Genomic DNA, 12572 nt, shown 5'->3' on the forward strand with positions numbered 1-12572 from the left:
ACGGCCGGACCGACCTCCACCACCTGGCCCATGTTCTCGTGACCCAGGGTGCGGCCGGACTCGAACGAGGTGCGGCCCTCGTACATGTGCAGGTCCGAACCACAGATGTTGGTGGTGGTGATCTTGACGATGATGTCGCAGGGGTGCTCGATCTTCGCGTCCGGCACGTCCTTCACTGTGACCGTTCGCGGTCCTTCATATACCGCTGCTTTCATGATGACTTCCCTCGGTGTCACGGTATGACCGCGGCACGGCGATGATGAGACGGCGCGAAGAGCCTGACTCTCGGAAGTGCTACGACGGAGTCCGTGGCATCGGCACGCCTCTGCGGGCCGCCCACCTGGATGAGGTGGAACGGTGGTTCTGCCGCCGGCCAGTCAAGTGGAGCTTCGGCGCTCCGGCGGCGTGCGGTGCGAGTCCCCGTCGGCCTTCGACGCGAAACAACCGCGCACCGATCGATCAGGCGACCTTTCCCGCCCGGACCGCCACCGACCGAAGAGACCATCGCGGGTCGCCGGTCAGTCATCGTCGTCGTCGTCGAGCATGCGGCGGCGTTCCTGTTCGCGCTTGGAATAGGCGGCCGCCCGGATCGCCTCGTCGCTCTCGAAGCCCGATCCCAGCGCGCCGCCCACCGTGGCGATGGAAGCGACGAACCAGGACAGCGTCCAGTACTCCGAGGCGTGCAGCGGGGTCCGTGTCATGGAGGCGAAGACGCGGTCGTTGAGGATGAACAGGGCCCACACCAAGTTGATGGCCATCAGACCCGCGTAGCAGACGACCACCCCGATTCCCACGGTCACGATCGTGGACGCGTTGTAGAGGCTCGTCCTCTTCCTCTCCTCCGGCGAGGTGTCTGTTGATCGGTGCCACAGGTGCGCGTCCACGATCAACCAACCGATCATGAGCGCGACGGAACCGACCATGGCGATCACCAGGCGTGGCGTGCTCAGGGCCTCCGACAGACTCCAGAGGGTGGAGTTCACGGTGGCCACCGCTCCCGTGGCGAGGGCGGCCGCCAGGGCTTTCGACAGACCCGGCACCAGCCGCCACGGCTGATTGGCGCGGACCATACCGCCGAGCACCCTCAGATAACCACCCGGCCCGCTGACGACGTACCGCAGATCAGCGGTCTCCTCCTCACCGATGGGGCCCGGGTGAATCGGTGCGAGACGACTGACGAAGCGTCCCAGCGACTGGTGACGCGGAGTCTCCCCGGCCCCCGTGGCCTGCTGACTCGCCAAGCTGAGCACGGTCTCCTCCACCGCCCGCAGGGCCCTTCTGCGAAACCGCAGGCCTCCCAGCGACGGAAGGGACAGCAGCGCCCAGCCGTGTTCATGACTCAACTCCACTACGAGCTTGTGCCCGTGGGAGTGCAGCGGAAGGTCGGTGAGGGCCACGACGATGTCCCAGTGCTCCGCTCGCCTGCGGTCCATGATCCGGCGCGTCAACGTCGGCAGGTCCTCGGTCCCCGCGGTGAAGGGCTCACTGACCACCTCCACATCGAACCGTCGCCCCTCGCCCGACTTGCCGGCGAGCCGATCAGGAAGCACCCGGGCCATGTGCTGCGCGACCTCCGTCGGCGCGTCCGGATCCGCCAGGAGAGCCACGACCGTGACGCCCTGCGACGACTTCCGCATGACCGGACCCCTCTCGTCGGGTGCCCCGGCGCTCACCAGTGCCCAGAATGTCCCGGGTTTAACGCGGTCACCCGATAACCGCAGTCTCTTCGAGGCCTCGGGCCCCGGCTCCGCCCGTCACCAGTCGCGCGGCAGCAGGCTCCCCAGCGGTCCGAGGTCGAGGTTGAGGTCCTCCGGGCGCAGCCCGTGCTGGTCGCACAGCTCGGTCATCCGCCGCTCCAGCATCATCAGCGTCACCCCGATCCGCTCGACCTGCTCGTCGCTGAGGTCGCCCTGCTCCACCCGGCGGATCGCCTGCCGCTCCATCAGTTGCCTGAGGAGTTCGACGACGGTCAGCACCAGGGCCACCAGATCACGTCCGACCGTGTCGGGGTCCACGTCGAGTCGGGGTTCCGTCACAGTGCCCCCGAGTCCGCCCAGGGAGCGGGCACCCGCTCGTTCACCGAGGACAGGAGGGCGCGCAGCGACAGCCGTACCAGCGGCACGTCCGCGATGGCGATCACCACGTCGCCGCTGATCACCACACCCGTGGCCAGGAGCCGGTCCAGCAGGTCCACCAGCGGGACGCCGATCGGCCCGTCCAGCGGCTCGGGTTCCTGCCACGGCACGGGTTCAGCGGTCTCCATGGGCGCCGTCCTCCCCCGCGAAGGAGTAGGGCACCCAGGGGCCGGACAGCTCGATCAGCAGGGCTCCGGTGCGCCGCCGCAGTGTCTCCACCGCCTGCGTGAACGATGCCGTCCGGTCCTCCTCCACCAGATAGGCGCCGTTGAGGACCTGTGCCCCGCGGCGGTCGTCCGGCCGCTGGTCCTGGAGCCGGAGCCGGCGGGCCGCCACCGCCGAACCCCGAAGCACCGCGTCCGCCTCCTCGGCGGCCCGCAGGGCGGCGCGCCGGTTCTCCTCCCGGGCCCGGTGCGCGCCTCGCACCCGCTCGAGATAGGCGCGTCCGGCGCCCGAGGCCCCCGGTCCGGCCGGCACACGGGCGGGGACGGCGCCGTGACCCGCCCCGTCCGCTGCCGGCGCCGCGGGCAGGTACGCCTTGACGCCCCACTCGACCCGCCCGGCGACGCGGTCCAGTACGCCGTGGAAGCGGGCCGCGTCGGCGCCGAGCGCCTGCCGTGCGCGCTCCTCGCTGCTGTAGAGCGTGGCCAGCGCCATCGGCGCGGCCGGTCCCTGAGCCGCGACGGCCGTCACGACCTGGTGGTGTGCCCGGACGCATCGCTCCAGCTCCTGCGGGTCGGACAGCCGGTCGGTCCAGGACTGGCGGTCGGCCTCCGCCGCCGGCACGTCCTGCACCACGGCGTGCAGACCCTCGAACGGCAGCGCCCGCACCGGCGTGGCGGTGATCCCTGGCAGCCGGGAGAGGACGTCCTCGTCCACCTGGCGGCAGATCACGAAGACGTAGGTGGCCGCCGGGGCGGGCGGCTCCGGGGAGACGGGCTGCTTCATGCCAGCGGTCCCTCCTCGGCTCGCCGGTCCCGTCCGCCCGGCCGCCCGTCGCGGTCGTCGTGGTCGTCGTGGTCGTCGCCCACGTAGTCCTCGTCGTTCTCGTCGTCCTCGAAGTCCTCGTCGTGGTCGTCGCCCCCGTAGTCCTCGAAGTCCTCGAAGTCCTCGAAGTCCTCGTCGTCCTCGCAGGCTTCGTCGTCCCCGTAGGGGGCGTCCGTACCGCCGCCGGGCAGTCCGGCGGCCTCGGTGGACCGGGGCGCCGCGAGCCGCTCGCGCAGGAGCCGGTTCTCCTCCAGCAGTTCCTGGTGCGCGGCGCGGGAGGAGAGCGCGGGATCGGTCTCCCACCAGTCGATGCCCGCCTTCTTCGCGGTGTCGACGGAGGCGACGAACAGGCGGAGCCGGATGGTGAGCAGCTCGATGTCCAGCAGGTCGATCTTGATGTCACCGGCGATGACGATGCCCTTGTCCAGCACGCGTTCCAGGATGTCGGCGAGGTTGGTGGTGGTCGGGCCCGGCACCTGGCCGGTTCTCCGGTGGTCGACCTGGGTCACCTGGCCACCTCCGGGCCGGTTCCCGCTTCCAGCAGGTCGAGCAGCCGGTCCTCTTCCCGCTCGAAGTGGACCAGGTCGATCTCGCCGTCCTCCAGCGCCCGGTTCAACGCGGCGAGCTGGACGCGGACAGCCGCCGGGTCGTTGACCTCGCGGTCGGCGGCCTCGGCGAGCTGGTCGGCGACCCAGATCACGCCTCTCACCGGGGCCAGCGGCGCGGTGAGCAGTGCGGTGAGCAACCCCATGTCAGGCCCCTGTCCGCGCCGCCGCGGCGAGCGCGCCCTCGGGCTCGACGAAGCTGTAGCAGGGCAGCGGCCCGGCCAGGCGCAGCTCGGCGCGGTCCCGGTACCTGCTGGACACGCGGTCGACGGCGGCGCGGAAGTCCGGGACGTCCCGCCGGTCGACGAGGAAGGACATGTTCGACACGGCCTCGGCCACCTGCGGCCCCGGCGCGCGGGCCGCTGCCAGCGCCGCCAGTTCGGGAACGATCCGCTGTGCGACGTCGGCCGCGCGGCGCGCCAGGGTGTGGGCCACCGCCTCGCCCAGGCGCAGGTTCGCCTCGTACCCGGGGTGGTCGCGCGCGGCCTCGCGCAGCTCCCGGATCCGGGGCTCCTCGGCGACGAGCGCCGCGAGCGCGCCGGTGGCGGGCAGCACCTTCACGTTCATCTCCACACGGCCCGCCAGCCGCTCGAGCGCGCGGACGTTGCGCTCGTGGCCGGCCTCCAGCTGCCCGCGAACCGCCTCGGCGTCCGGGGCCAGCATCCCGAAGCGCATCGGCAGTACCGGCCCGTCGAGGGCCAGCGCGAGCAGCACTTCCTGGTGGGCCAGCAGATCCCGCCGCCGTGCGCGCAGCGGGACCGGGGCGGCGCTGACCACCGCGGCGGTCGCGCCCACGGGCAGCAGCTCCAGGGGCACCGCCGGTCTGCCCACTCCGCGCAGTCGCGCCGGCACGGGGTGATCGACGGCCACGATGCCGTAGACGTAGGGCCCAGCGGTGGTCATCGTTCGCTCTCCCGTCTGCGGCGTCCCTCGGACTTGGCCGGGGCGGTGCGGTGCCGGGGCCGTGTCTCCGGCTCCTCCTCGTCCTCCTCGTCGGAGCCGCCGACGACGTCGCGCAGCTTCTCGCCCACCGACTCGATGGTCTTCTTGACCTTGCGCTTCCCCGCGGCCTTGGCGGCCTTCCCGCCGAACAGCTCCGGGATGGTGGTGCTGCGCGAAGTCGCCTCCAGGTCGAGCCGGTTGCAGGCCTCGGCGAACTTCAGGTACGTGTCGACGCTGGCGACCACGATGCGCGCGTCTATCTTCAGGATCTCGATGCCGACCAGGGAGACCCGGACGAAGACGTCGATGACCATGCCGCGGTCCAGGATCAGTTCGAGTGTGTCGTACAGCGTCCCGGCGCGCGGTACGTACACGACCTCGCTGCTGGAGTAGGTGGTGGTCGTGGTCATGGTCAGGTGGTCCTCTCGGAAGGCTTCCGGTGGGCGCGGGCAGGCCCGTCAGTGGTTGGCGGTGCCCCTGTGGTAGCGGCAGACCCTGCGGTACTCGGCGGGCCGGCCGGACTCGTCGAGTTCCACCTCGTACGTGGCGAGCAGACTGGTCGTGTCGGGGATGCGGGCCACCTCCAGCACGTCGACGGCAACGCACCAGCCCTGCTCGGTACGCCGCACGGCGCACACGCTCTCGATGCGGTGGACGATGAAGCTCTGCAGCCAGTCGCAGGCGGTGCGGGCGGCCCGCTCGGGCCCCACGCGCGTGGTCGTCTTCCGACCCGCGTCCCCCGAGGTACCGCGGTCACGCGTGCTCTTGACGGGCGTACTGGGACGGGTGCGGCTTTGCTCCGGCATGAGGCCAGCGTGTCCGGGCGGGGCGGCGCACGCATCTCTACAGCGGCCGATCCGGCGATCAGCGCGGGGACACGCCCGCCGCTGGGCCCGGCGTCCCGGAGCCGCGCCGCCCCCGCCCGACGAGCCCGGCCGGTCCGGGTCAGCAGGACCGCCGGGTGGCGGCGCGCGGGCGGCGCCCGGTCAGGCCGGCGGTGTCCCGTACACGCGGTGGCGCTCGGCGTCCGGCCACTTGACCTCCAGGCCGAGGCCGGGCCGGCCGGGGTCGGGCCGCAGGGCGCCGTCCTCGGGTGTGAGCGTGCCGTCGAACAGCAGGCGCTCGAACCGCACGTGGTCGTGGAAGTACTCCAGGTGCCGCAGCCGGCGCACGGCGCAGAAGGCGTGGGCCGAGACGGCGGGCGCGCAGTGGGCGGACAGGTCCAGGTGGTGGGCGGCGGACAGGCCGGCCGTCTCCAGTACGCCGGTGATGCCACCGCAGCGGGTGACGTCGGCCTGCAGACAGTCCACGGCACGGCCCTGCACGAGGTTGACGAAGTCCCGGGTGGTGTACGCGTACTCGCCCGCCGCGATCTCCAGCCGTTCGGGCCCGCGCTCGCACAGCATGCGCAGGCCCTCGATGTCGGCCGAGCTGACGGGCTCCTCGAACCACCGCACGTCCCACTCCTCGTGGAACCGGCGCGCCCAGTACAGCGCCTGCTTGCGGCCCAGCGCCCCGTTGGCGTCGGTGAGGATCTCCGGCTCGTCGCCGATGGCCTCGCGGACGGCGGTGAGGCGCCGCGGGTCGTGCTCGGGGTTCCGGGACGTCTTCAGCTTCACCCGCGGGATTCCCTGCTCGACCCAGCCGCCGAGCTGGTCGGTGAGCCGGTCCAGGGAGTAGTTGGTGAATCCGCCGCTGCCGTAGACCGGCACCCGGTCGTGCCAGGACGGGAGGAGGCGGATCAGCGGCAGCTCCAGCAGCCGGGCCTTGAGGTCCCACAGCGCCACGTCCACCGCGGACACCGCCATGGCGCCGGCTCCGGGACGCCCGGCGTTGCGGATCCTGCGGCCCATCAGCTCCCAGAGGGCCGGGGGTGAGGCGGCGCTCCGCCCGCGCACGACGTCGGCGAGTGCGGACTCGACGAAGGCGGCGACCGACACGTCGCCGTAGGTGTAACCGAGCCCGGTACGGCCGCCTGCGTGCACCCGCACCAGGACCATGGTGGTGGAGTCCCACTCCAGGGTCCCGTCCTGCTCCGTGCCGTCCGGGCCGTCGGTCGGCAGCCGGAAGGCGTGCACGTCGACCGAGTCGATGCGGCAGGAGAGTCCTTCGTCTCCGGCGGCCGGGGCGCCCATCAGCGCCGTCCCGGCAGGTGGCCGACCGCCTCGGTGCGCGGCCGCGACGGCACCGGCTCCGGCCGGCCCCGCGCCGGACGGAGGGCGGCCGGCGGCCCGTCGGTCCTGTCGGCCCCGGAGCCGGGACAGCCGCCGCCCCGCTCGGCCCTCCGCTCCGGCAAGCGCTGCCCAACATGGCCGGCGACCAGTGTCATGACCTGCTCCCTCGGACGCACACCTCTGCCACCGGCACTGGGTGACCGCCGGCCGCGTCGCTCAAACCGCCGACGGGTGAACTCGGGCGCCGGACCGGGCGGCGTCCTCGGCCGCTCGGCCGCTCGGCCGCTCGGCCGCTCGGCCGACACCACCGCGCCCCTGCCGGACGGCCGGTCCGCCACGGACGGGGGCCGCTCGCGGGCACCCCTGACGGTCATGACGGCGGCCGGGCGTTTTGTCCGGGGGTCCGGCGTGAATAACAAGAGCCGTGACTGGCTACCCGCCTCCCCGGCCGAGCGGCCCGGCCTGCCGGGTCGAGCCGGGGCACGCCGTGGCCGGCGAACCGCGGGTGGGCGCGGGTCCGGAAGCCGTGGCCGTGGACACCGCGGCGCGCCGGGCCTACGTGGCCTGCTCGCGGGACGACGCGGTCGTCGCCGTGGACCTCGTCCGCTGCGTCCCGCTGTGGCGGGCCGGCGTGGGCCGGGAACCGATCCCCGTCGTGCTGGACCTGCCGACCGGGCGGCTGTTCACGGCCGACGCCCGCTCCGACACCGTCACCGTGCTCGACGCGGGCACCGGCGCGCGGGTGACGCGGATCCACGTGGGGCGGGACGCCTACCCGGCGGGGCTCGGACACGATCCGGCGCGGCGGCGGGTCTTCTGCGGCAACACCGCGGCGGGCACGGTCACCGTCATCGACGCCGACCGGCTGGAGGTGATCGGCACCGTCCCCGCCGAGCTAGGGGCGGGCAGCATCGCCGTGGACGGCGAGCGGGGGCGTGCCTACTGCGCCAACTTCATGGCCGCCTCACTGACCGTGTTCGACACCGGGACCCTGCGCCCGCTGGGGCGGATCGCCGTGGGCGAGGGGCCGTGCAAGACCGTCGCCAATGCCGTGGCCGACGAGCTGTACGTGGCCGGGTCGCTGCACGGCACGGTGCAGCGGCTGTCCCTCGCCACGGGGCGTCCGCTGGACGAGATCCGGGTCGAGCGTGCCCCGGTGGGCATGTGCGTATCACCGGACGGTGGCCGGCTGTACGTTTGCAACCGCGGCGCGGGAACCGTCAGCGCGGTCGACACCGCCGCCGGGACCGAGACGCACCGCATCACCGTCGGCAACGGGCCCGGTGACTGCCAGCTCGACGCCGTCTCGGGCCGTCTGCTGGTCTCCAACGCCGGGAGCGGCACGCTGACCGTGGTGGACAGGCCCTGGCTGCCCGGGGCCACGAGACCGCGGACCCACCCGGCGGTGGGCAGGAGGCTCCCCGGGTTCGCCCTGCCGGACGCCCGCACCGGCGAGGTGCGCACGACCCGGGAGTGGGCGGAGAAGAGATATGTCATCAACTTCTTCGCGAGCTGGTGAGGCCCCTGCAACGCGGAGGCTCCGGTCATCGAGGACCTGCGCCGCCGTACCGCCCGGTCCGGGCTGGACTTCATCCATGTCAACGTGTGGGAGACACGCGACGCGCGCGAGGAGGCGCTGGCCTTCGCCGGCGTGTGGAACGTCGCGGGCACGATCCTGCTGGACGAGGCCGGCGACTACGCCGCCGCGCTCGGCATCACCGGCGTGCCCACGAACGTCCTGGTGGACGCGCGCGGGGTCGTGCGGGCGGTCGGTGCGGCGACCCCGGCCGAACTGGAGAAGGCTGTGCACGAGTTGCTGAGGGAGTGACCCCGTGCCGGCGATCGGCGGACGGACCGGGCACGGCGTCAGGCGCCGTCGTCCGCACGGGCCTTCCGTGCGCCTGCGTGTCATGACCTGGATACGTGCACACGTCCGGCGGTTCACCCGCGCTTCGCCGGAGGCTGGTGATCTGGTTCCCGTCGGTCCCCGCTTCCGATCACCGGACGCCTCAAGGAGTCATCTCATGCACAGAGCCACCCGCCGTCGCCTCACGGTCGCGACCGCGCTGGTCACCGCGACCACGGCCGCCGTGGCGATCACCAGTGCCGCCGGCGCCTCCAGCGGCGAGCAGCAGGCGCGGAACGCGATCAAGGGCGGGAAGGCGAAGAACGTCATCCTGCTCATCGGCGACGGCATGGGCGACTCGGAGATCACCCTCGCCCGCGACTACACGGTGGGAGCCGACGGCCGCCTGAACATGGACAGGTTCCCGCTCACCGGCGCCTACACCACCTACGCGGTGCACGCCGACGGCACCCCGGACTACGTCACCGACTCCGCCGCCAGCGGCACGGGGTGGGCCACCGGTGTGAAGACCGTCAACGGCCGCATCTCCAAGACCCCCGGCACCGACAAGCCGGTGAAGACCCTGCTGGAGCTGGCGCAGAAGAACGGTTACGCGACCGGCGACGTCACCACCGCCGAACTCACCGACGCCACCCCGGCCGTGCTCGCCTCCCACGCCACCGACCGCTCCTGCCAGGGGCCGGCCGACATGGCCAAGTGCCCCACCGACACGATCGCCGCCGGCGGCCCGGGCTCGATCGCCGAGCAGGAGGTCAACCACAAGGTCGACGTCCTCTTCGGCGGCGGCAAGCAGCGCTTCGACCAGGCCGTCACCGACGGCAGGTACAAGGGCCTGACGGTCACCGAGCAGGCGAAGAAGCTGGGTTACCAGGTGGTCACCGACAAGGCGTCGATGAAGACGGCCAAGTCGGGCAAGCCGGTCCTCGGCCTGTTCGCCCCGGGCAACGTGCCCACCGAGTGGACCGGCAAGGCTGCGGCGGTCGGCGGTACGGACCCGCAGCGGTGCGTCACCTCCAACCCGAACCGCCCGGCCACCACCCCCAGCCTCGCCGACTCCGCCACGAAGGCGATCGAGCTGCTGGAGGCCAAGCAGAAGGCCGGCCGCTCCAAGCAGGGCTTCTTCCTGCAGATCGAGGGCGCCTCGATCGACAAGCAGGACCACGCCGCCGACCCGTGCGGCCAGATCGGGGAGACCGCGGCCTTCGACAAGGCGGTGAAGGTCGCCCGCGCCTACGCGGCCAAGCACCCCGACACCCTGGTCGTCACCACCGCCGACCACGGCCACACCAGCCAGATCGTGCCGCTGGAGGCCACCCCGCCCGGCCTGTCCTCCACCCTGGTCACCGATGAGGGCCAGCAGCTGAAGGTCAACTACTCGACCAACACCCCGGGCCAGTCGCAGGAGCACACCGGCACCGAGGTCCGTATCGCCGCCCAGGGCCCGCAGGCCTACCGGGTCCTCGGCGTCACCAACCAGACCGACCTGTTCACCACGGTGCGCGAGGCGCTGCGCCTGCGCTGAACCCGCGCGACGGCGGCGGAGCGCGTCAACTCCCGCGCCGCGAAACGCACATGAGGGCGTGCCGTCCGGCGGGGCGGCACGCCTTCTCGGCGTCCGGGGGCCGCGCGCGGGAACGGATGCCCCGCATGCAAACATTTGATCTATCCATAGGAAAGTCATTAAGGTCTTGGACCAGCCCCCGCTCAGGCGATCACTCATCAGGGAGTGACGGCGGAGGGGCCCGCCCACCGACGTGCCCGGCAGGCGGCCGAAGGAGCAAGGAGACCGTCCCTCGTGGCGTCCCACCGTCGACCCAAGCAGCCCAGCCGCACGCGTGTCACCGTGCTGACCACCGCCGCCGCGGCCGCCGTCGCGCTGAGCGCGAACGCCGCCAACGCCGCCCCGGGCGAGAAGCTCGGCAAGGACGAGGTCAAGGCGAAGGTCGACACGCTCTACGAGCAGGCCGAGCAGGCCACCGAGAAGTACAACGGCGCCAACGAGAAGCAGCAGAAGCTGCAGAAGGAAATCTCCACCATCCAGGACAACGTGGCCCGGGGCCAGGAGGAGCTGAACAAGCTCCGCGACGGCCTGGGTTCGCTGGCCACCGCGCAGTACCGCTCCGGCGGCATCGACCCCTCCGTCCAGCTCTTCCTGTCCGCCGACCCGGACGACTACCTCGACAAGGCGTCCACCCTCGACCAGTTGAGCGCCCAGCAGGTCGAGGCGCTGAAGAAGATCCAGGACAAGCAGCGCCAACTCGCCCAGCAGCGGGCCGAGGCCACCGACAAGCTCAAGGACCTGGCCGCCACCCGCACCGAGCTGGGCAACAAGAAGAAGGAAGTCCAGGGCAAGCTCGCCCAGGCGCAGAAACTGCTCAACACCCTGACCGCCAAGGAGAAGGCGGCCCTCGCCGCCGAGCAGCAGCGCGCCAACCGCTCCTCCAGCGAGCGCGTGGACCTGGGCAACGACACCTCCGCCTCCGGCCGGGCCTCCGCCGCCTTCTCCGCCGCGCAGAGCAAGATCGGCACCCCGTACGTCTACGGCGCCACCGGCCCCTCCTCGTACGACTGCTCGGGTCTGACCTCGTGGGCCTACGCCCAGGCCGGCGTCTCCATACCGCGCACCTCAGAGGCGCAGTCGGGCATCGGCACCCGCCTCACCCGCAGCCAGCTCCAGGTCGGCGACCTGGTCTTCTTCTTCAACGACCTGCACCACGTCGGCCTCTACGCCGGCAACGGCCAGGTGCTGCACGCCCCGCGCACCGGCACGGTCGTGCGGTACGAGTCGATGGACACCATCGGCGGCCCGTTCATGTTCGGCGTCCGGGTCTGACCCGCCTTACCCGGTGACGGGCGGCAGCGGCCGCCGGCTCAGTGGTGCGGTACGACGGCCACGGGGCAGCCGGCGTGGCGTATCGCGGCATGGGTGACGGGGCCCGTGCGCGCGATCGCCGGGCGGGCGGTGGGACGACGGCCCACCACGAGCAGGCTCGCGCCCGACGCGGCCCGCACCAGCGCGGTGGCCGGCTTCTCCCGTACGACCGTCTCCAGCACCTCGACGTCGGCGTACTTGTCCCGCCAGACCTGCAGGACGGCGGAGACGAAACCCTGCCACTCCTCCGCCCGGCAGGGGCCGTCCACCAGGGCGATGTCCCCGGGGCCGAGGCCGAACGCGGGCGGGGACTGCCAGGCGTGCACCGCGCGCAGCCGGGCCCGCCGCAGCCGGGCCGCCTCGAAGGCGAACGCGATGACCTCGTCGCACGGGTCGTTGACGTCGAGGGCGAGCACCACGTCGCGGTAGCCGGTAGGGGTCGAGGCTCTGCCGCCCCGGGCCGGCAGGTGCTCGTCCGCGGCGTCCTCCTCCGTCCTGACCAGGACGACGGGGCCGGTGGCCCGGCCGACCACGCCCAGGGCGACGGAACCGACCAGGAACCCGGCCAGGCCGGTCAGCCCGCGCGAGCCCAGGACGAGCAGTTCCGACCGCTCGGCGGCCTTCACCAGGGCGGTGGCCGCCGGGCCCGCCGGCTGCTCGTAGGTGACGCGCAGGCCGGGGACCGCGGCGCGGATCCGGTCCTCCGCCCGGCGCAGGGCCCTTGGCGCCAGTCGCCGCTGCGCGTCGTTCGCGGGCTCGCCGTCCGGGCGGCCCGGCTGCCGGCCCGGGACATGGACCAGCAGCAGGGGCCGGCCGCGACGCTCCGCCTCGCGGGCCGCCCACTCGGCGGCGGCGAGGCTTCCGGGCGATCCGTCCACTCCGACGGTGACGGGTGCGGGCATGACGCCACCTCCTCCAAGAATCTGCTCGTTGGTGCCGGTGCGCGCGGCCTCAGGTAACGGCGTCCGCATGGTTCCGCGGTGCGGTACG

General features: G+C 72.6%; 14 protein-coding genes and 2 pseudogenes. 4 read left to right on the plus strand and 12 right to left on the minus strand.

Annotated elements, in window-relative coordinates; genetic code table 11:
- The 11 genes and pseudogenes from TNCT1_RS21535 to TNCT1_RS21585 all read right to left on the minus strand — a co-directional run.
- A partial coding sequence (locus TNCT1_RS21535) for an alcohol dehydrogenase catalytic domain-containing protein (protein ID WP_160160422.1) occupies window positions 1-215 on the minus strand: 215 nt, incomplete at its 3' end.
- A gap of 303 nt (window positions 216-518) precedes the next feature.
- Window positions 519-1637: a hypothetical protein gene (locus TNCT1_RS21540; RefSeq protein ID WP_174266390.1), complete on the minus strand. Its 1119-nt coding sequence runs from the start codon at window positions 1635-1637 to the stop codon at window positions 519-521.
- 117 nt (window positions 1638-1754) lie between these two features.
- On the minus strand, window positions 1755-2036 hold the full coding sequence (locus TNCT1_RS21545) for a gas vesicle protein K (protein ID WP_143634652.1): 282 nt from the start codon (window positions 2034-2036) through the stop codon (window positions 1755-1757).
- Window positions 2033-2263: a gas vesicle protein gene (locus TNCT1_RS21550; RefSeq protein ID WP_143634655.1), complete on the minus strand. Its 231-nt coding sequence runs from the start codon at window positions 2261-2263 to the stop codon at window positions 2033-2035. The genes TNCT1_RS21545 and TNCT1_RS21550 overlap by 4 nt, the downstream gene beginning before the upstream one ends.
- Window positions 2250-3083, minus strand: a complete 834-nt coding sequence (locus tag TNCT1_RS21555) for a GvpL/GvpF family gas vesicle protein (protein ID WP_143634657.1) — start codon at window positions 3081-3083, stop codon at window positions 2250-2252. Before TNCT1_RS21555 ends, TNCT1_RS21550 begins: the two co-directional genes overlap by 14 nt.
- 245 nt (window positions 3084-3328) lie before the next feature.
- Window positions 3329-3631, minus strand: a pseudogene (locus tag TNCT1_RS21560) (gas vesicle protein); the annotation flags it as partial.
- Complete coding sequence (locus TNCT1_RS21565) at window positions 3628-3873, minus strand: gas vesicle protein GvpG (RefSeq protein ID WP_143634659.1); 246 nt, start codon at window positions 3871-3873, stop codon at window positions 3628-3630. The pseudogene TNCT1_RS21560 and the gene TNCT1_RS21565, both read right to left, overlap by 4 nt.
- 1 nt (window position 3874) lies before the next feature.
- Complete coding sequence (locus TNCT1_RS21570; RefSeq protein ID WP_143634661.1) at window positions 3875-4630, minus strand: GvpL/GvpF family gas vesicle protein; 756 nt, start codon at window positions 4628-4630, stop codon at window positions 3875-3877.
- Complete coding sequence (gvpJ, locus tag TNCT1_RS21575; RefSeq protein WP_143634663.1) at window positions 4627-5079, minus strand: gas vesicle protein GvpJ; 453 nt, start codon at window positions 5077-5079, stop codon at window positions 4627-4629. The genes TNCT1_RS21570 and gvpJ overlap by 4 nt, the downstream gene beginning before the upstream one ends.
- A gap of 48 nt (window positions 5080-5127) precedes the next feature.
- Window positions 5128-5475 carry a gas vesicle protein gene (locus TNCT1_RS21580; protein WP_143634665.1) on the minus strand — a complete coding sequence of 116 codons (348 nt, stop codon included), beginning with the start codon at window positions 5473-5475 and terminating at the stop codon, window positions 5128-5130.
- 180 nt (window positions 5476-5655) lie between these two features.
- Window positions 5656-6804 carry an enolase C-terminal domain-like protein gene (locus TNCT1_RS21585; protein ID WP_143634667.1) on the minus strand — a complete coding sequence of 383 codons (1149 nt, stop codon included), beginning with the start codon at window positions 6802-6804 and terminating at the stop codon, window positions 5656-5658.
- Window positions 6805-7267: 463 nt separating this feature from the next.
- On the opposite strand from TNCT1_RS21585, the gene TNCT1_RS21590 reads away from it, so the two are divergent.
- The 4 genes and pseudogenes from TNCT1_RS21590 to TNCT1_RS21605 all read left to right on the plus strand — a co-directional run bounded on the left by TNCT1_RS21590 (window position 7268) and on the right by TNCT1_RS21605 (window position 11543).
- Window positions 7268-8362 (plus strand): YncE family protein, encoded by a 1095-nt coding sequence (locus tag TNCT1_RS21590; RefSeq protein ID WP_143634669.1) that lies wholly within the window; start codon window positions 7268-7270, stop codon window positions 8360-8362.
- Between the two features lie 12 nt (window positions 8363-8374).
- A pseudogene (locus tag TNCT1_RS21595) lies at window positions 8375-8671 on the plus strand (TlpA family protein disulfide reductase); the annotation flags it as partial.
- Between the two features lie 196 nt (window positions 8672-8867).
- Window positions 8868-10232 (plus strand): alkaline phosphatase, encoded by a 1365-nt coding sequence (locus TNCT1_RS21600; RefSeq protein ID WP_143634673.1) that lies wholly within the window; start codon window positions 8868-8870, stop codon window positions 10230-10232.
- Window positions 10233-10505: 273 nt separating this feature from the next.
- A complete protein-coding gene (locus TNCT1_RS21605) occupies window positions 10506-11543 on the plus strand; it encodes an NlpC/P60 family protein (protein WP_143634675.1) in 1038 nt (345 codons plus the stop codon).
- Window positions 11544-11581: 38 nt separating this feature from the next.
- Here the strand turns inward: TNCT1_RS21605 and TNCT1_RS21610 are convergent, their stop codons facing one another.
- Window positions 11582-12484 carry a universal stress protein gene (locus TNCT1_RS21610; RefSeq protein ID WP_143634677.1) on the minus strand — a complete coding sequence of 301 codons (903 nt, stop codon included), beginning with the start codon at window positions 12482-12484 and terminating at the stop codon, window positions 11582-11584.
- Window positions 12485-12572: the final 88 nt, after the last annotated feature.

This window comes from Streptomyces sp. 1-11, assembly GCF_007176755.1.
Lineage (GTDB): Bacteria > Actinomycetota > Actinomycetes > Streptomycetales > Streptomycetaceae > Streptomyces.

Bases quoted from the DNA above. Each gene is read 5' to 3' on its own strand.
- TNCT1_RS21600 (WP_143634673.1), top strand. From the start codon at position 8,868: ATGCACAGAGCCACCCGCCGTCGCCTCACGGTCGCGACCGCGCTGGTC.
- TNCT1_RS21570 (WP_143634661.1), bottom strand. From the start codon at position 4,630: ATGACCACCGCTGGGCCCTACGTCTACGGCATCGTGGCCGTCGATCAC.
- gvpJ (WP_143634663.1), bottom strand. From the start codon at position 5,079: ATGACCACGACCACCACCTACTCCAGCAGCGAGGTCGTGTACGTACCG.
- TNCT1_RS21580 (WP_143634665.1), bottom strand. From the start codon at position 5,475: ATGCCGGAGCAAAGCCGCACCCGTCCCAGTACGCCCGTCAAGAGCACG.
- TNCT1_RS21585 (WP_143634667.1), bottom strand. From the start codon at position 6,804: ATGGGCGCCCCGGCCGCCGGAGACGAAGGACTCTCCTGCCGCATCGAC.
- TNCT1_RS21555 (WP_143634657.1), bottom strand. From the start codon at position 3,083: ATGAAGCAGCCCGTCTCCCCGGAGCCGCCCGCCCCGGCGGCCACCTAC.
- TNCT1_RS21610 (WP_143634677.1), bottom strand. From the start codon at position 12,484: ATGCCCGCACCCGTCACCGTCGGAGTGGACGGATCGCCCGGAAGCCTC.
- TNCT1_RS21550 (WP_143634655.1), bottom strand. From the start codon at position 2,263: ATGGAGACCGCTGAACCCGTGCCGTGGCAGGAACCCGAGCCGCTGGAC.
- TNCT1_RS21565 (WP_143634659.1), bottom strand. From the start codon at position 3,873: ATGGGGTTGCTCACCGCACTGCTCACCGCGCCGCTGGCCCCGGTGAGA.
- TNCT1_RS21540 (WP_174266390.1), bottom strand. From the start codon at position 1,637: ATGCGGAAGTCGTCGCAGGGCGTCACGGTCGTGGCTCTCCTGGCGGAT.